11 protein-coding genes and 1 CRISPR repeat array are annotated in these 18,612 nt (G+C 35.4%); of the genes, 6 read left to right on the forward strand and 5 right to left on the reverse strand.

Going from position 1 to position 18,612, the window contains the following annotated elements:
• Positions 1 to 6: 6 nt before the first annotated feature.
• The 4 genes from cas9 to ACY2LT_RS08950 all read left to right on the forward strand — a co-directional run bounded on the left by cas9 (position 7) and on the right by ACY2LT_RS08950 (position 9,483).
• A complete protein-coding gene (gene cas9 / locus ACY2LT_RS08935) occupies positions 7 to 3,432 on the forward strand; it encodes a type II CRISPR RNA-guided endonuclease Cas9 (protein WP_491815239.1) in 3,426 nt (1,141 codons plus the stop codon).
• Positions 3,433 to 3,492: 60 nt separating this feature from the next.
• Positions 3,493 to 4,386, forward strand: a complete 894-nt coding sequence (gene cas1 / locus ACY2LT_RS08940; RefSeq protein ID WP_491815240.1) for a type II CRISPR-associated endonuclease Cas1 — start codon at positions 3,493 to 3,495, stop codon at positions 4,384 to 4,386.
• Positions 4,387 to 4,388: 2 nt separating this feature from the next.
• A complete protein-coding gene (gene cas2 / locus ACY2LT_RS08945; RefSeq protein WP_491815241.1) occupies positions 4,389 to 4,733 on the forward strand; it encodes a CRISPR-associated endonuclease Cas2 in 345 nt (114 codons plus the stop codon).
• A 41-nt stretch (positions 4,734 to 4,774) separates the two neighbouring features.
• A CRISPR array of direct repeats spans positions 4,775 to 7,122; the repeat unit is 36 nt; unit sequence CCTATCAAACTTACGAAAATTTTGCCAATCTACAAC.
• 297 nt (positions 7,123 to 7,419) lie between these two features.
• On the forward strand, positions 7,420 to 9,483 hold the full coding sequence (locus ACY2LT_RS08950; protein WP_491815243.1) for an OPT family oligopeptide transporter: 2,064 nt from the start codon (positions 7,420 to 7,422) through the stop codon (positions 9,481 to 9,483).
• A 286-nt stretch (positions 9,484 to 9,769) separates the two neighbouring features.
• Here the strand turns inward: ACY2LT_RS08950 and ACY2LT_RS08955 are convergent, their stop codons facing one another.
• From ACY2LT_RS08955 to ACY2LT_RS08975, 5 genes are all read right to left on the reverse strand, one after another.
• Positions 9,770 to 10,447, reverse strand: coding sequence for a FlgD immunoglobulin-like domain containing protein (locus ACY2LT_RS08955; RefSeq protein WP_491815244.1), 678 nt, complete (start codon positions 10,445 to 10,447; stop codon positions 9,770 to 9,772).
• Positions 10,448 to 10,514: 67 nt separating this feature from the next.
• Entirely contained in the window at positions 10,515 to 11,114 is a 600-nt protein-coding gene (locus tag ACY2LT_RS08960) for a pseudouridine synthase (RefSeq protein WP_491815245.1), read from the reverse strand.
• A complete protein-coding gene (upp, locus tag ACY2LT_RS08965) occupies positions 11,099 to 11,716 on the reverse strand; it encodes a uracil phosphoribosyltransferase (protein WP_491815246.1) in 618 nt (205 codons plus the stop codon). Before upp ends, ACY2LT_RS08960 begins: the two co-directional genes overlap by 16 nt.
• Positions 11,717 to 11,718: 2 nt before the next feature.
• Entirely contained in the window at positions 11,719 to 12,219 is a 501-nt protein-coding gene (locus ACY2LT_RS08970; RefSeq protein WP_491815248.1) for a chemotaxis protein CheW, read from the reverse strand.
• Positions 12,220 to 12,233: 14 nt separating this feature from the next.
• Positions 12,234 to 14,693 (reverse strand): cache domain-containing protein, encoded by a 2,460-nt coding sequence (locus ACY2LT_RS08975; RefSeq protein ID WP_491815249.1) that lies wholly within the window; start codon positions 14,691 to 14,693, stop codon positions 12,234 to 12,236.
• A gap of 97 nt (positions 14,694 to 14,790) precedes the next feature.
• Between ACY2LT_RS08975 and ACY2LT_RS08980 the strand changes: the two genes are divergently transcribed.
• Together ACY2LT_RS08980 and ACY2LT_RS08985 are read left to right on the forward strand one after the other, a co-directional pair.
• On the forward strand, positions 14,791 to 15,234 hold the full coding sequence (locus ACY2LT_RS08980; protein WP_491815250.1) for a DUF1810 domain-containing protein: 444 nt from the start codon (positions 14,791 to 14,793) through the stop codon (positions 15,232 to 15,234).
• 25 nt (positions 15,235 to 15,259) lie between these two features.
• A complete protein-coding gene (locus ACY2LT_RS08985; RefSeq protein WP_491815251.1) occupies positions 15,260 to 18,511 on the forward strand; it encodes a S41 family peptidase in 3,252 nt (1,083 codons plus the stop codon).
• The last annotated feature ends 101 nt before the right edge of the window (positions 18,512 to 18,612 follow it).

Here is an 18,612-nt window from a genome sequence, read left to right on the forward strand (position 1 = left end):
TGTCTAATGTCGTTTATTCTTTCTTTAGATTTAGGTGCCAATAGTATTGGTTGGGCTCTTTTTGATGATGAGGAAAATAAGTACTTGAAAACGGGTGTCAGGATATTTCAGGACATCAATACTGATAATGATAACACTCAGGGAAACACTAATCAGGACAGAAGGGAGCAGCGCCAAAGACGCAGATTAATATTTCGTAAGAAATACAAAAAACTCTTGTTATATAAAAAACTTAAGAAAATTGGTCTTATTAATTCAGATATTCAAAATTATAGTGAATTTATTCAATCAATCTTTTATTTAAATCCATATCAATTAAGATACGAAGCTTTAACTCGTAAGCTAACAGAGCAAGAACTTTGCAGAGTATTATTTCATATCGCACAAAGGCGAGGCTTTTTAAGTAATCGAAAATCATCTCGTGAGAAAATTGGTGAAGTTAAGCAGCAAATAAAAGAATTAGAAGAAAAAATACAAAACAAAACACTTGGTCAATTTCTTTTCGAACTATATCCTCTCGAATATCAGCCTTATGAGTATAAAGAGAGAATCAGACAAAGATATACATCGAGATATATGTATTACGATGAATTAATAAAAATTTGGGAGTTTCAATCTAAATTCTACCCTGAAATTTTAAACGAAGACAATAAAAAGGCAATTTGTGATTTTAAAAAAGGCATTATTTTTTACCAAAGACCATTAAAATCTCAAAAAAATCTTGTTGGAAAATGTATATTTGAAAAAAATAAAACAAGATGTCCAAAATCAAGATACGAATATCAGGAATTTGCTTTTTATCAGTTTATTAACAATATTGAAATTCTAGATCATAATGGAGAAATACGTCAACTAAACAAATCAGAAATTGGTAATATTCTTGAAGGCATTATAGCAACAAAAAAAACTTCTAAAAATTTTACAATAGAGTATTTACAAAAAAAACATAAACTAAATATCATATCTCAGCATAGTAAAAATCTTGAGCAGGAATTACCACCAATTTCATTTGTACATTTCGTCCATAATTTGTTTCCGCAATCTTACATAGAGAAGCATTTTGCAAATGATTTTTATGGTAAAATTGAAGATCTTTGGGAACTTCTGAATTTTATTAATGATACAGATTTCCTTGTTGAAAAGATGAAATTAGATAAACATTTTCCGGAAGATCCGCAGTTAGGCTTTATTTATGACCAAAAAAGAATAGAATTAATCGATAACTATTATCATACAGATGGTTACGGAAGTTTAAGTTTAAAAGCAATAAAAAATATATTGCCATTTTTAAAAATGGGGTTCAAATATCATATCGCAACTATTCTTGGTGGCATTAAAAAAGCTTTCGGAAATGAATATGAAAAATTATCAAATGAGCAAAAAAGCTATATTATAAGCAAAGTTCAAGAAATTTATTGCGCACAACAAACATCAACAAGTAAACCAGATTTGGTGAAAGATTTTTTAAGTAAAGAATTCAATCTTTCAGATGATGCTCTAAATAAGATTTACATTCATAGTCAGGTTGATGGTGAACACGAAATCTTAGATATGTTGCCTAAATTCAATTTAAACATAAGAAATCCGAAAGTAACCCGGGCTATTGATGAAACCAGAAAAATCATCAATGAATTACTTGATAGGGACTATAAAATTGACAAGATTGTCGTTGAAATAGCCACAGAATTGAAGAAATCATCTGAAGATTTGAAGAAATTTAAAAATGAGCAGTTTAAAAATAGAAAAGCAAATATCGCTGCTTACGAATATTTAACAAATGTGTTGAAAATTGTTAATCCAACCCGAGAGATGATCCAGAAATTCAGACTCTATACAGAAATGCTAAATGTATCAGAACGAGATAAATCAAGTTATTACAAACCTATGTGTCCATACACAGGAAAAGAGATTACTATAGATAATCTTTTCGAGGACGGTAAATTTGATGTTGATCATATTATTCCATTCTCAAGAAGTTTTAATGATAGTCTTGGAAACAAAGTATTATGCGATGCACATTTTAATCGTCATATAAAAGGTAATCAAACTCCTTACGAATATTTCCAAAAAAAAGATCCAACGGAATGGAAATTTATCAAACAACGTGCTGAAAAAATATTGCCAAAAGAAAAATATAAAAGATTTATTGCAGAAACCGTGCCTGATGAAGAAGATTTTGCAAGTAATAAACTTAACGATACAAGATATATTGCCAAAGTTGCTGTGGACTATTTAAAACAAATAGGTGCCAAGGTTCAGGTTGTCTCGGGTAGTGTTACCGGAATTGTGAGAAGATACTGGGGATTGAATTCCATTTTAAATGAACTTAACAAACATATAAATATTGAGAAAGAAAATATGCTCGATTATGATATAAAAAACAGGATTGATCACAGACATCACGCAATAGACGCAATGGTATTATGCTTAATTAGCCCGAAGATTATCAAAGACATTTCTACCTTAAAAACAAGAAAACTATATGAGACCGGAATTAAAACACTTCCTTATCCCTGGCAAAGTTTCAAAAACGATGTAGAAAATATTATTTCTGAATTAATTGTTTCGCACAAGAGACGCAATCCGGTTGCTTCCATTGCTTCAAAATATATACTTGTGAAAGGAAAGAAAATTAAGATCAAAACTTTTGCACCACGTGGTCCTCTTCATAATGAAACATTTTATGGTTTAAGAACAAACCCCGATACAAAAAAAGAAGTATTTGTTCATAGGGTCTCTTTGAGTAATTTAGATAATGAAAATAAAATAAACAAGATTATGGACAATAATGTTAGAGAAATTGTCTTGAAACACTTTAAGAATAAAGCTTCAAATAAAAATGTCTTTTTTACATTGGATGAAAACAAAAGGTCTGTGCCACTTGTATATCTTCCAAATAAAATCGGCAATCCGGTACCAATTAAAAAAGTCAGAGTTTTCGAAGAAAAGAAGAATATCAGACAAATTGGTGATTACAACAAGTGGGTGGAACCATCTAATAATCACCACGCAGAAATATATCAAAAACCTAATGGCAAGATTTATCAAAAATTAGTAACCTTGTGGGAAGCTGTTGAGAGAGTCAAAAATAAACAGCCTGTTTACAAAGATATTAATAATAACGACAAATTAATCGCTACTATTGAAAGAAATGAAATTTTCGCTCTCGGGCTACCTAATAATTTAGATTTAGCCAAATTTAAAGAAATAAAACATATAAATAAATATTTATATCGTGTACAAAAGGTTTCATTTATTAGTAATCTTGAAATACCACGCTATACATTTAGAAATATACTTGCTGCTACCTTGAAATATAAAGAACAAGAAATTGAGATAGATAGTTTTAAAAAATTAAAAGATATAAATCTTTATAAAATTATTGTAAATAATTTAGGTGAAATAGTAAATGTAATTGAAGTGTTAAAATAGTAAAACAAATAAATAGAGTGGCACATTATTTGATTAATTATCGAATAATGTGCTTTTTTTATGCTTAAAAAAACATTATTTATAGAAACCCCCAGCCATTTGCAAATAGAAAATGAGTTAATCAAACTAACAAATAAGATAACTCAGGAATCCAATACTTTTGTTCCAGATGAATTAGGTTATATTATATTAGAAAACTATCAAATAACTGCATCAATACAATTTTTTCAGATTGCTGCAACGAACAATATACTGATAATCGTATGCGACAAAACGCATAATCCTGTATCATATACAATTCCATTGTATTATAATACTACACAAACACAAACATTAAACAATCAAATAAAACTTAAAACAGAACATAAGAGAATGATTTGGAAACAAATAATTATTTCAAAAATTCAAAACCAAGCCAATCTGTTAAAAAAAATGAATAAAGATTACTTAAAATTAATGAAGCTATTGGAGAAGGCAACGTTGGATAATATCGAAACTTGCGAATCGACAGCTTCAAGATTCTATTGGAAAGAATTATTTGAAATAAAAAAATTCAAAAGAGATTCGGAAGGCGAACCGCCAAATAATTTATTAAATTATGGATATTCTATTTTGAGAGCAGCAACAGCTCGTGCACTGATTGGTTCCGGACTAATGCCCCAAATTAGTTTGCATCATCACAATAAATATGATCCATTACCATTAGCTGATGATGTGATGGAACCATACAGACCATTTGTAGATCAAATAGTTGTGGAACTAGTAAAAAAAGATGATTATATGTTTTTGCATAAGGGAAATAAGCAAGAATTATTAAAAATTTTGGCTTGCGATACAATCATTAACGAGGTTAGAAGACCACTTATGATAGCTTTGACATATACAACATCTTCGCTCGCCAACATAATCAATAATAAGAACAAAAAAATCTCGGTTCCCATAATGGACGTATAAATATGAGATTTCAAAGAATAAGTAGTTATAGAGTTATGATGATTATGGTTCTATTTGATCTGCCAACATTAACAAAAACAGAAAGGAAGAAAGCAAACAGATTCAGGATAAACTTAAAAAAACTAGGCTATAGAATGATGCAACTATCTGTTTACATTAAGAGTTGCTACGGGATCGAAGATATGGAAAGTGAAATAAAAAAAGTGGAAAGAATTTTGGAGGATACTGGTGAAGTGTGCGTTTTAACGATAACCGAGAAACAATATAATAATATGAAATATTACTTTCAGAAGCATTTAGGAAATGTCAAAATAAAAAGCGAAACAGAACAATTAATACTGTTTTAAAAATCGTAAGTTTCAGATAGGTATGCACTTAGAAGTGCATACCTATCAAACTTACGAAAATTTTGCCAATCTACAACCCCTTCCCTGTTCCAACCAGCGGAACAAACCCTATCAAACTTACGAAAATTTTGCCAATCTACAACATAATATGCCTATCTTTGCATCAATAAAATCCTATCAAACTTACGAAAATTTTGCCAATCTACAACGCACCATATCGATACAATACTTCATCGCTTCCTATCAAACTTACGAAAATTTTGCCAATCTACAACTGCAATTGCTCGTCTCCATTTGCGTATTTCCTATCAAACTTACGAAAATTTTGCCAATCTACAACATCGCAGTCGTCGTGCCGTCGCCTCGGTCACCTATCAAACTTACGAAAATTTTGCCAATCTACAACATGGTAGGACTTTATAACGAGGTCTCCGGCCCTATCAAACTTACGAAAATTTTGCCAATCTACAACCGGCATCCCCAGCTGCAATTGGATTATTCGCCTATCAAACTTACGAAAATTTTGCCAATCTACAACATCCGTAATTGCGGATGAAATACGCTTTTGCCTATCAAACTTACGAAAATTTTGCCAATCTACAACGGAAAGGGCTGGATAGGGATGGAGGGAAATCCTATCAAACTTACGAAAATTTTGCCAATCTACAACTAGACTTCCATACCTAAAAACGTTCCTAAACCTATCAAACTTACGAAAATTTTGCCAATCTACAACGAAGCCGTCTTTGGTTTTGATATTGTTACTCCTATCAAACTTACGAAAATTTTGCCAATCTACAACGGTTGTTTTTAGCATTTGCTAGCTCTTTTTCCTATCAAACTTACGAAAATTTTGCCAATCTACAACGGAATTCGTTGTTCATAGTCGCAACTCTATCCTATCAAACTTACGAAAATTTTGCCAATCTACAACATGTCTTCAAATAATTCTATGTCTTCAATTCCTATCAAACTTACGAAAATTTTGCCAATCTACAACACAAATTATATTCGTATTCGACAGCAATATCCTATCAAACTTACGAAAATTTTGCCAATCTACAACTTTGGGTTTAAACCTTTGGAGATTAACTGGCCTATCAAACTTACGAAAATTTTGCCAATCTACAACGAAAGGTTGGTGCAGCCGAATTTGACAAGACCTATCAAACTTACGAAAATTTTGCCAATCTACAACCCGTCTGGCGAACAAATAAATAAATAAACACCTATCAAACTTACGAAAATTTTGCCAATCTACAACTATTTATTGCATTCCAAAAAACAATAAGCACCTATCAAACTTACGAAAATTTTGCCAATCTACAACGGGTGATGTGCGTTAAAGTCGAATAATTCACCTATCAAACTTACGAAAATTTTGCCAATCTACAACGAGTAAATGAGCAATTGATAAAAATTTTTACCTATCAAACTTACGAAAATTTTGCCAATCTACAACGATGTAAACGTGTGGCGACTTGTCTGGAGTCCTATCAAACTTACGAAAATTTTGCCAATCTACAACCAGTGCCAGCTTCGGCACGGTTGAGCGAGTACCTATCAAACTTACGAAAATTTTGCCAATCTACAACATATGACGGAATTGTTGTGTATTCAGCAAACCTATCAAACTTACGAAAATTTTGCCAATCTACAACAGACCATATTGGGATACCTCGCTGTGTTCGCCTATCAAACTTACGAAAATTTTGCCAATCTACAACGCTAACAACTTAGCTTTTGCTCTTTCTTTACCTATCAAACTTACGAAAATTTTGCCAATCTACAACGCAACGACGTCGTTTGCTAAAATGCCGAAACCTATCAAACTTACGAAAATTTTGCCAATCTACAACTTAAAATATTCGCTAAACTTTTTATTTAATTCCTATCAAACTTACGAAAATTTTGCCAATCTACAACCATTGAGTGGTCCAGAGAATTCTAAAAAGTCCTATCAAACTTACGAAAATTTTGCCAATCTACAACGTCTTCACGGTTTTCGCCGACAGATTGCCGCCTATCAAACTTACGAAAATTTTGCCAATCTACAACTGCCATTCAGATGTAAAAAAAGAGCACATACCTATCAAACTTACGAAAATTTTGCCAATCTACAACGGAAAAACAGTGCTAATTTAGATTTAGTTACCTATCAAACTTACGAAAATTTTGCCAATCTACAACTTCTCTAACTGCGTTCCATTTGCTACTTTTCCTATCAAACTTACGAAAATTTTGCCAATCTACAACTAGAGGAGGTCTATAACAAAATTGGCAATTCCTATCAAACTTACGAAAATTTTGCCAATCTACAACGTATCGCAGCGATTGCCGCAGCATTGCTTGCCCTATCAAACTTACGAAATTTTTGCCAATCTACAACAGATTTCGGATTTCTATTCAAAATAGAAAATAACTTCCGCAGTCTCCTCGCCTTCGGAAGTTTCCCATTCCAAATGGACTCCACCTATGAGGTGGAGCCCATTTTAATATTCATCCGATGACTCCAAGTCATCCGATGAATTTTCACCCAAACCTTCCGAAGGTTTTAAACCTTCGGAAGGTTCTTTGTAATTTTATTCTATTTAACAAAATATTTGTATTGTAATTTATTTTTCCTTTTATATCTTTGTATTTTATGGGAAATTGTATTTACTTTATTAACAAATCGGAGACTTAAATGGCAGAAGAAAAGAAATTTGTACCCTTTGTTCCTTCCGATAGCAATATGGCAGAGATGACAGTCCGCGCACTTATCCTTGGCTTGATTATGGCTGTTATTCTTGGAGCGGCGAATGCTTATCTCGGTCTAAAAGCAGGTATGACTATCGCTGCTACTTATCCGGCTGCTGTCATCGGAATGGCATTGCTGAAAGCAATGCGTGGCTCGATTTTAGAAGAAAACTTTGCCAGAACGGTTGGTTCTATTGGTGAGTCTGTCGCTGCTGGTGCTATTTTTACTCTCCCTGCATTCTTTATTGCTGGCATCTGGAAGCCGTTTTTTACTACTTCAAATTATATTACAGCTTCGCTTATTTTAGTTTTCGGCGGTATCCTGGGTATTATGTTCGTTGCCCTGCTCCGCCGTGTAATGGTCGAAGACAAAGAATTGCCTTATCCTGAGTCTGTTGCCGCTGCAGAAATCCATAAATCTGGACAAAATGCCGGCGGAAACAGTAAGTTCCTCTTCGGCGCTATGGGACTTGGTGGATTAATTAAACTTTTAGGCGAATTTAAAGTGTTCCCGACTATTTGGGAAAAATTCGTTTCATTCAGCAAACAAACTGTTACCGGAACAAATTTTACTGGTCAGGGTGGGCTTTTGCTCAGTAGCCCCGGTGTTTCTCCTGCCTATATGGGCGTGGGATATATTATCGGTCCTAAACTTGCTGCTTTGAACTTTAGTGGTGGGCTTATGGCTTGGGGATTGCTTACCCCAATTATTTACTACTTCATTGCTCCTTATCTGGACTTGCAGCAATGGGCTGTGCTTCTTACTCAAACTCGCGGTTGGGATTTATCTGTTGCCACTGAAAGAGTAAATAATCCAATGTTCCAGATGACTGAAGTATGGAAATACATAGTTCGCCCAATCGCTATCGGTGGAATGCTTGTTGGTGCTGGCTATACTCTGTTCCGTATGAGAAAAAGCCTTTCTGCTGGTATTGCTCGCTCAGTTTCTGATGTTAAGAAAGCAGCCACTGGCGGTTCAGTTTCAACTGACAGAATAGACAGAGACATTCCGTTCAACTGGATTATGGTTGGCATCGCTATTGTTGCTATCGCTACTTTTTCGATTACTTTCTTTATTTTCAATACGTCTGTTTTGGTCGCAATTGTTTCTGCCACTTTGCTTATTATTTTAGCTTTCTTCTTTGCTGCCGTTTCAGGATACCTTGTCGGTATTATGGGGTCGAGCAATAACCCGATTTCCGGGCTCACTCTTACCGCTCTTGTGCTTACTGCTGTTATCTTGGTTGCTCTCGGTGTTACAGCTGATACCGGCGGTGTTGCAGCTGTCCTTGGTGTTGCTGCAATAGTTTGCGTTTCTGCTGCAGTTGCTGGAGAAATGTTGCAAGATTTGAAAGCTGGACATATTCTTGGTGGTACTCCTTGGAAAATGCAGCTTGGCGATATTGTCGGCGTTCTCCTTTCGGGTGTTGTTATGTTTATGGTGCTTTCCTTCCTTAATGATGGTGATATTGCCAAAGGTCTGAAGGAAGGTTACGAAGGTGGTTTCGGTAGTAAATCACTTGCTGCTCCTCAGGCAAGCCTTATGGCAATTCTCTCGAAAGGTATTGTCGGCGGACAAATGGCTTGGCCTCTGATTATCGTCGGTATGCTTATGGGATTTGCCTTTATCTTTATGCAAGTTCGTAGCCCTATGCTCGTTGCTGTTGGTATGTATCTGCCGCTCGAAACAACTTTCGCTATTTTCGTCGGCGGTTTGATTAAAGGTATTGTCGAAATGATTAATGAAAAACGTGGATATAACGACTATCAAAAAGCACGAGTTGAAAATGTCGGAGTTCTCCTCGCATCCGGACTGATTGCTGGCGAAGCTCTGATGGGACTTGTTTTTGCAGGATTCGCTGTGTTTGATATATTTGCTCCTGCTATCTTCCCGGGCTCTTCATTTATTATTAGCTTGCTTGTAATTATCTTCGTCGCTTACGTTCTTGTTGGAATTCCTGTTCGTAAAGCTGGCGACCCTAACGAACCTGCATCACCATCCGGCATGTAATACGATTTACATACCAATATATCAGAGAGGCTGCCCCAAAAAGCAGCCTCTTTTGTTGATTTTATCATAATATTAAATTGATACCGAACGCTAATATTTCAAGCAATTATTTATAAGTTCTATTAAAAAATAATGGAGTTAATTATTTTTTCGTTCTTAATAGTATTGCTTTATCTACATTTAGAAACTATTCAGTTTAAAAAATAAATATGTATTACAAATATTTTTTTGTATTGTATGAAATATCAAAAAGTGAATTATCTAAGCAATTTTATAAAATCACAATTTACTTTAATACTATTCTCTTTCTTACATACTTTTCCTGTCCTATTCGAACTTCGGCAATATAGTCGCCGGGTGGCATCATTCGGCCGTTTTCATCTCGTCCGTTCCAAGAAATTGTGTAATTGCCGGGTGATTGCACACCTTTGAACAAAGTTGCAACCGCAATCGCTTGTATTGAGTAAATCACAATTTCAACATCGGCAGTAATGGCTAATGTGTATTTTATCGTTGGTGATACATCTTCTACTATTCCCAAAAACTTCCCGATTGTTTCAAAATCAATTTTTGCTCCATATGGCGAATATGTCCGTACCATCGGAACATACATTGAGTTCATTATATTAATTTCACGCAAAGTCTTTTCGACTTCGCTCGGAATATAAGCTTCTTCCGGCATTTGCTCCAAAGACCTGAGTGCTGAAACCCACGGATTTTTGCTGTGTTCGCTTACCAAATACCGCCAGAGTGGTTCCGATAGCTCCAAATCAAGTCTTGCCCGCAACGAAAAAGGCAACTGCATATCCAATGCCTTCTTAAAAGCACTGTCTTGCTCAGGCAGATACACCCTTCGGGCACTCCCCGGCAATGCCGCATCTGTTGTGTCTGTATAAAAGGCAAATATACTGCTATTCTCAAAGCAAATTATTAGCAAAGTTAGAAATATTAATTTTTTCAGCATTAGTATTTATATATTTAAGCAATACAAAATTTAAATTACTTCTTTTTTTTATATTATTAAAATTTTATTAAAGATTAAGCAATTTTATTATTGTATCTTTGTTAATCCGTCTTATCTCTCCAGAATTAAATCCATCAATGTTTAATTTTTCAATCGAATAACGCACTAATCGCAATGTTGGATAGCCAATTTTGGCAGTCATCTTCCTTACCTGACGGTTTTTCCCTTCCATAAGCGTTATCGAAAGCCACGTTGTTGGAATGTTCTTCCTAAACCTGATCGGTGGAATTCTTTCCGGCAAATTCGGTTCTTTTTCTAAAACCTCAACGACCGCTGGCAACGTTCTATATATTTTCCCATCTATATTAATTTCAACTCCATTCGACAATTGTTCTAAATCAGTGCCTGATGGTATGCCCTCAACTTGAACGTAATATGTTCTCCTATGCCTAAACTTCGGGTTCAGAAGCTTTCTGTTTAGGGATTTATCATTCGTGATTATCAGCAATCCTTCGCTATCGTAATCTAACCGACCTACCGGATAGCAATCTTTTGGAAAATTAAAAAGCGACAGGCTTGCACGTCCGTCGCTCGAGGTAAATTGTGTAAGAACCTGATAAGGCTTATAAAAAATGAAATATTTATGTTCAGCTACACTCCGCACCATCTATCGCCAGCATCTCCAAGACCAGGTAAAATATACTTCTTATCGTTTAGCTCTCTGTCAAGTGCAGCTGTGATTATTTTTATATTCGGATAATTTGTTAGTATATTCTCCACGCCTTCAGGGGCTGCAATTATACTACACACAGTGAAATTGCCGGCTCCTTCCAACTGCAACCGGTTTATTGCCGAAACAACTGAACTGCCCGTTGCTATCATCATTTCAAGTATTATAAATCTTGTTTGCTCAACAAAATTTGGTGCAGAAAAATAATACTCGTTTATTGAAAAATCTTTTTCGTTTCGTGATAGTCCAACAAATGAAATCTTTGCAGAAGGCATAATAAAAGTAAATGCTTCCAGCAACGCAAGTCCAGCCCGAAGCACCGGCACCAACACTATATCACTGATTATTTCTTTGCCTTGATATTTCTCGAGCGGTGTCTCAACATTTTTTTCAACTAATGGCAAGTCAGAAAATGCCTCTAATGCTAAAAAATGAGCAATTACATTTGCTGAATGCCTGAAATCTGCATTTCCCGTGTTTTTATTTCTCAACACTGTTAAATTATGCTCAACTACCGGATGTTTTATTAGTTGTATCATAGCTATTCTTTGCTTTCCTGTTCTTCAACTTCTTCATTCATTAAGACTTTTTCTAAATCAAGTAATATCAATAATCTACCATCTAATTTAGCAATAGAACTGATAAAATCTGAACTAATCCCACTCACCATCGGTGGTGGTGGTTCAGTAATGCTATTGCTGATTCTTAATACTTCGCTTACGCTATCGACAATGAATCCAACTACTTTCCCTTCTTCTTCGATTACAACTATTCTTGTTTCCTTTGTATATGGGGCTTCTACTAAATTCAACCTACGTCGCATATCAATAATTGGAATAACCTTACCTCTTAAATTAATCACACCAATTACATAATCCGGGGTGTTTGGAACACGCGTAATATCTACCATTCTAATGATTTCTTGAACCCGGATAATATCGATTCCAAATTCTTCATTGGCAATTCGAAAACTTACCACCTGAATTAATTCTTCAGATACTTCATTCGATTGCAAGTTAATATTTTGTATTTCATCACTCATTACAACACCTTTTATTAATATGTAACATTTTTCGGAATAGTGAAACTTATAGTTGTCCCTTCGTTCATCTTGCTTTCTATGAACAGCCTGCCGCCCATTTTCTCAATATATTCTTTGCACAGCAATAATCCTAATGCGCTTCCTTTCTCGCCTTTTGTACCGGCTGTTGACGAAGATACCCCATTGCTCATTATTTTCGCTATTGTTTCCTCTTGCATCCCAACACCTTGATCCTGTACCGAAAGAATGTAACAACTTTCCTGCATTTCGCAATCTTTTAGCGATACTTTTATCTGACTGCCTTCATACGAAAACTTAATCGCATTCATCAGCAAGTTCCTGATTATTGTCTGTATTACAAACTCATCGAAGTATCCTTTTGCATCAGGATTTACTTCGTTGATAATCTTAATTCCTTTATTATCGGCATTTGGCTTTACAATATTAATACATTTATCCACAAAAAAGAAAATATTATTCTGATCAGGTGAATAGTCGAAACCTTTTCTTTGTAAATTTGCCCAATTCAATAAATTTTCAAGTAGTTCGAAAGTCTGATTTGTTGCTGAACGTGCCAATTGAACTTGCTTTTTCAACATCTCCACTGTTCCCGCCTCATCAATTTCCTTGCTTTGCAGGATTTGATGTATAGTATCTAATAGCAATCTCACACCCGCTATTGGATTTCGCAAATCGTGTGCAAGAATAGAAATAAACTTGTCTTTTGCAGCATTTGATTTTAGTAATTCTTCTTCGGAACGAATAAGCTTTTCGTTCAGTTCAGCAAGCTTTTGCGATTCCTCCGCCATCTGTTCGTTCAGTGATTTTAATTCATAGTTGGCATCTTCTAAATATTTCAGTGCCTTATTCAATTCTTCAGTCCGTTCTTCTACTTTTTTCTCTAAGTTTTCATTTAATTCAATAAGTTCTTTTTGGTATTTCTTTTCATTTGTAATATCCACGATGAATAATACAAATTGCGGATTTCCCTCTTCACTAAACAATTTTGCCTGAACAAATGCAATCACTACATTACCTTCGCTCGACACAAATTCCCACTCAAACGAAGAAACCTTTTTATTTTCTGCTGCGGTTTTTAGATGCTTGGTGAAAACCTCAAATAAGCCTTCCCCGCTATTATCCTTGATATTGAAGAAACTCCTGATATTTTTATTAATAAGTTGCTCCTTTTCGAGATAAAAAATATTCGAACAAGCAAGGTTACATTCAGTAATGATACAATTTTCTAATATCAAAACTCCAACCGGGCTTGTCTCAAATAAATCAGTGTATTTCTTCTTTTGGCTTATTATCTCATTCTTTTGATGCTCAATTTCTTTCAAATATCTGTTTATCTCATCTACAAGGAAACGAATTTCGTCTTCTGTATTGATAATGATTTCTTTTGCAACTCCCTTGCCCAAATTATCTTGAATTTGACTGACTACACTAACAATTGGATTCGATAACCTTTTGCTAAAAATGTTTGATAGAATAAAGCCAATAATAATAATTAATATTGCTGTTAAATATGCAGAAATTCTCATTATCTCTATGTTCTCATAAGCATCTTTTGAATATCCGGATGCCACTACAATCCAGTTGAATATAGGCACTCTCTCGAAAAAAGCAATCTTCAGGTAGGGCTTCTCTTCGTTCGGATTTTTCCACCTGTATTCAACTAATCCACTTGGGTGACTGATCATATACTTTACAAATCCGTTTTCTTTGTCAGTTTCAGAAAAAATATCATAATATTTCGGCATAAATGGATGAATAAGTGCTTTCCCGGTCGAATCCAAAATATACACATAACCGGTTTTTATCACTTTAAGCGACAACACCATCTCACGAAAATCATCAATATTCAATAAATCATTAAATTCTTCTCTGTAACTTGATATTGATATTATCCAATCCAAAGGTTCAAAGTAAACCATATATAATGCTTTTGGTCTTTCCGTCTTTTCTCCGGGGTTCTTCCACTCATATTCTAAATAGCCTTCTTTTTCGTCCATTTGCTTGCGGACAAATTCATATTCAGATACATTCTTGCCAACCAGTTCCTTGTATGGGTGCATTTGCAATACACCTTTTGAGTTCAGCACGTATGGGTAGCCAGATATTCCAATCTTCTGAGTTAATAAATAATTATATACTTTGTTGTTAAATTCTGAAAAAGAAATACTGCCACTTTTGTATAAATTGTAATAATGCGATATAATTTCTTTGTTTTTATCAGCAATAGACTTTAGATGATTTTTTATCGCAACAGTAGCAGAGTTGTAAATCATTCCGGTAATGATTTTTGTTGTGTTACTAAGCTCTCTTGTATTTTTCTCCTTTGCAGATGGAATTGCAATCAGATTTACAATAAGTATTATTACTGCAGCTACTGGCAATGTTGCAATTAAATAACTAAATAGTAGTCTTTTATATATTGGTTTTTTGATATGTTTTATTGTTTTCTGCATTCGATTTAATGCTGTTTTCTTAATATTAATTTTGATGTATTTATAAGATAATTATTTTATTCCGATAATAAAAATTTACAAAAAATTATCAAAAAATATGAACAAGTATGACTTAAACAGATTTATCCAAGCTCAGGCAACTTCCTACGAAATCGCTCTTTCCGAAATAAAATCGGGCAAGAAACAATCTCACTGGATGTGGTTTGTTTTCCCTCAAATGCGCGGACTTGGAGAAAGCCAAATGTCCTATTACTACGGAATAGAAAGCATTGACGAAGCAAAAGCCTATTTGGAACATAATATATTGGGCACAAGATTAATCGAAATATCCGGAGAACTTCTCAATCTTAATACAAACGATCCGGTGGCAATTTTTGGTTCCATTGATGCAATGAAGCTGCGCTCTTCGATGACACTTTTCTCGTTTGTCGAAGGTGCTCCGAGTGTTTTCAAACAAGTTCTCGAAAAATTCTTTGCTGGCAAAGTTTGTATGAAGACCGTTGAGTTGATTAATTTGCAAAAACATAATATCCACAAATAATTGTTCAATTTTTTGGTAGTAAATTATGAAAAAACTGCTGCTGTCGCTGTTCCTAATCTCTATATTTCAGTATTTTGCATTTTCCCAGACTGAAAGCAAGCTTCTTCGTTATCCTAATACCTCCAAAAATGAGGTCGTATTCTGCTATGCTGGGAATATCTGGATTGCCCCAATAACAGGTGGGGTAGCTCGAAAACTTACAAGTTCTCCGGGACTTGAGCTTTATCCGCGTTTTTCGCCTGACGGCAGGCAAATCGCCTTTGTCGGTGAATATGATGGAAATCCTGATATTTATGTTATGCCTTCAACTGGTGGCGAACCACGCCGCGTTACTTATTCCCTTGATATGCCTGATATTGCAGAACGTCAGGGTCCAGCCAAAATCATTATGCAATGGACAAACGATAGCAAGCATATCCTTTACCGTAGCCGTGAGAAAAGCTGGAATGTACTTACCGGACAGCTTTTCCTTGCTCCTGTTGATGGTGGCTTGCCTACTGAATTACCGCTCGCCAGAGCTGGTTTTGCAAGCTTTGCTCCCGATGGGGAACGCATTGCTATGAACCGAATATTCCGCGAATATCGCACCTGGAAACGTTATCGCGGTGGTCAGGCAGACGACATCTGGATATACAACTTCAAAACAAAATCCCTCGAAAATATTTCGAACAATCCTGCGCAAGACATTATTCCTATGTGGGTTGGCAATAAAATCTATTACCTTTCGGACCGTGATAAAGTGATGAACTTGTTCTGTTACGATTTAAACACTAAGCAAACAAAAAAAATCACAAATTTCACAGAATATGATGTTAAATTCCCTTCTCTCGGTGCTGACCATATCGCTTTCGAAAATGGGGGAGATATTTATATTTTAAAAACTGAAAACGACTATTTGCAAAAGCTAAATATTTACGTCTATGACGATAATAACGACTTCCGCCCGAGTTCTGTGGATGTCCGTAAATATATTACTAATTCTTCAATTTCTCCTGATGGCAAATCTGCTCTGTTCGTTGCTCGCGGCGATATATTCGTCGTTCCCGCTAAAAACGGTTATCCTAAAAATCTTACCAATTCCAACGGAATTCACGAACGCAACGCTAAATGGTCTCCTGATGGTCGCTGGATTGCTTTCATCAGCGACGAAAGTGGCGAAGACGAAATCTATATTATGCATCCCGATGGCTCGGACAAAACTCGCCTTACAACCGATGGCACTTCTTACCGCTGGGAACTCGAATGGTCGCCCGATAGCAAAAAAATTCTCAACTCAGATAAATTAATGCGATTATTTTATGTTGATATAGAAACAAAGAAAGTTACTCAAATTACTAAATCAAAAATCTGGGAAATTCGCGATTTTAGTTGGTCGCCCGATAGCCGTTGGGTTGTCTATACAGACTTAGTTAATAACTCTACTCCTGTCGTAAATTTGTTTTCTCTTGATCAAGGAAAATCTTATCAAATCACAACTGAATTTTTCGAATCAAATGGTGCTGTGTTCTCGCCTGACGGAAAATATTTATATTTTGTCTCCAAAAGAACATTCAATCCTACAACCGGTTCATTTGAATACAACTTTGTCTATAACAATCTTGAAAAAATTTATGGTATTGCGTTGAGTGCTAATACTCCAAATCCATTAATTAAATTCGAAGATTACGTCAAAGCAAATGAAGATACTACTGCAAAGCCTAAAAAATCAACCAAAAAATCTAAAAATGTTAGCGAAGATGATAACTCTATTTCTATAGATTTGAACGGTATTTCTAACAGAATTTTCGAATTTCCTGTGCCTGCTGCTTCGTATTCGTCTATTTTTGCAGATAAAAATTGTTTGTATTATGTCAGATTCAACAATTCGCAGTCCGGACTTTACAAATTCGATTTAGAAAAATGCGAAGAAGCAAAAATCGGAGATTTTACACAATTCGATATATCAAAGGATTTTAAATCGATTTTGATAAAAAGCAAAGATGATTATTATATTGAAAAATTGAAAGAGAATCTTATTCCAAAAGATGGAAAACTCGATTTGTCCGATTTGAAAATCTTTATTGACAGAAAAAAAGAATGGAAACAAATCTATGACGAAACCTGGCGTCAGATGCGAGACTTCTTCTATGCTCCTAATATGCACGGAGTAGACTGGACTGCCATAAGGAAAAAATATGAGCTTCTTCTTCCTTATGTTTCTCATCGAGCCGATTTAACTTATTTGCTCGGCGAAATGATTGGCGAACTCAATGCCGGGCACGCTTATGTCGGCGGTGGCGATGCCCCGAAAGTCGAATCTATTGGTATTGGATATTTAGGAGCCGATTTTGAATTCGACGAAAAATCTGGTTTATACAAAATTAAAAAGATTTTAGAAGGTCAAAACTGGGATGAAAATCGTCGCTCTCCTCTCACCGAACCCGGAATTAACATTAAAGAAGGCGATTATTTGCTTGAAATTGACGGTATTCGCTTGTCAAGAGACATTACTCCGCATTGTGTATTAGTTGGCAAAGATAATAAATTTGTTACTATTCGCTACAATTTCCGTCCTGCAATCGAGAATTCTCAAACAGCAGTCGTCAAAACCCTTTCTCGCGAAACATCTCTTCGCTACTATAATTGGGTCGAACGAAACCGCCGATTTGTCGATAGTGCCACCGGTGGTCGTGTCGGTTATGTGCATATCCCCGATATGATGCCTGATAACGGACTGAATGAATTCGTCAAATACTTCTATCCGCAAGTTCGCAAGGAAGCCTTAATCATTGATGACCGTTTCAATGGAGGTGGTAATGTTTCCTCGCTTATTATTGAACGCCTTCGCCGAATTCTTGCTGTTGCACGCAACGCCAGAAATCAAGAAATGGTCTTCACCACACCAAGTGCAGTTATGACTGGTCCTATGGTTATGCTTATTAACGAACAATCTATGAGCGATGGCGACTTGTTCCCTTACCAATTCAAACTAATGGGTTTGGGAAAACTCATTGGTAAACGCACTTGGGGCGGAGTAATTGGCATTCGCGGTAGCCTGCCTTTCCTCGATGGTGGCTATCTCAACAAACCCGAATTTGCAAATTTCGGACGTGATGGTTCCTGGATTTTGGAAGGTGTGGGAATGGAACCCGATATTGAAATCGACAACAATCCGGGTCTTGAGTTCGAGGGCATCGATGCACAGCTGCTAAAAGCAATCGAAATTATTTTAGATGAAATAAAAACTAATACCAAACCAAAAATTCCCGGCGTTCCGGACTATCCAATAAAGAATTAATAGGTTAGTCGTAACTATATTCTGTATATTTATTAATTGTTTCCAGACTAAAAAGTCCCTAAAATAAATGAAATTAACACGCTCACTTTTGTGAGCGTGTT

The sequence above is a fragment of the Eximiradius proteiniborus genome (assembly GCF_058546985.1).

What these genes read in the sequence shown, in the direction of transcription:
- cas9 (WP_491815239.1), top strand. Translation starts at nt 7, where the DNA reads ATGTCGTTTATTCTTTCTTTAGATTTAGGTGCCAATAGTATTGGTTGG.
- cas1 (WP_491815240.1), top strand. Translation starts at nt 3,493, where the DNA reads ATGCTTAAAAAAACATTATTTATAGAAACCCCCAGCCATTTGCAAATA.
- cas2 (WP_491815241.1), top strand. Translation starts at nt 4,389, where the DNA reads ATGAGATTTCAAAGAATAAGTAGTTATAGAGTTATGATGATTATGGTT.
- ACY2LT_RS08950 (WP_491815243.1), top strand. Translation starts at nt 7,420, where the DNA reads ATGGCAGAAGAAAAGAAATTTGTACCCTTTGTTCCTTCCGATAGCAAT.
- ACY2LT_RS08955 (WP_491815244.1), bottom strand. Translation starts at nt 10,447, where the DNA reads ATGCTGAAAAAATTAATATTTCTAACTTTGCTAATAATTTGCTTTGAG.
- ACY2LT_RS08960 (WP_491815245.1), bottom strand. Translation starts at nt 11,114, where the DNA reads ATGGTGCGGAGTGTAGCTGAACATAAATATTTCATTTTTTATAAGCCT.
- upp (WP_491815246.1), bottom strand. Translation starts at nt 11,716, where the DNA reads ATGATACAACTAATAAAACATCCGGTAGTTGAGCATAATTTAACAGTG.
- ACY2LT_RS08970 (WP_491815248.1), bottom strand. Translation starts at nt 12,219, where the DNA reads ATGAGTGATGAAATACAAAATATTAACTTGCAATCGAATGAAGTATCT.
- ACY2LT_RS08975 (WP_491815249.1), bottom strand. Translation starts at nt 14,693, where the DNA reads ATGCAGAAAACAATAAAACATATCAAAAAACCAATATATAAAAGACTA.
- ACY2LT_RS08980 (WP_491815250.1), top strand. Translation starts at nt 14,791, where the DNA reads ATGAACAAGTATGACTTAAACAGATTTATCCAAGCTCAGGCAACTTCC.
- ACY2LT_RS08985 (WP_491815251.1), top strand. Translation starts at nt 15,260, where the DNA reads ATGAAAAAACTGCTGCTGTCGCTGTTCCTAATCTCTATATTTCAGTAT.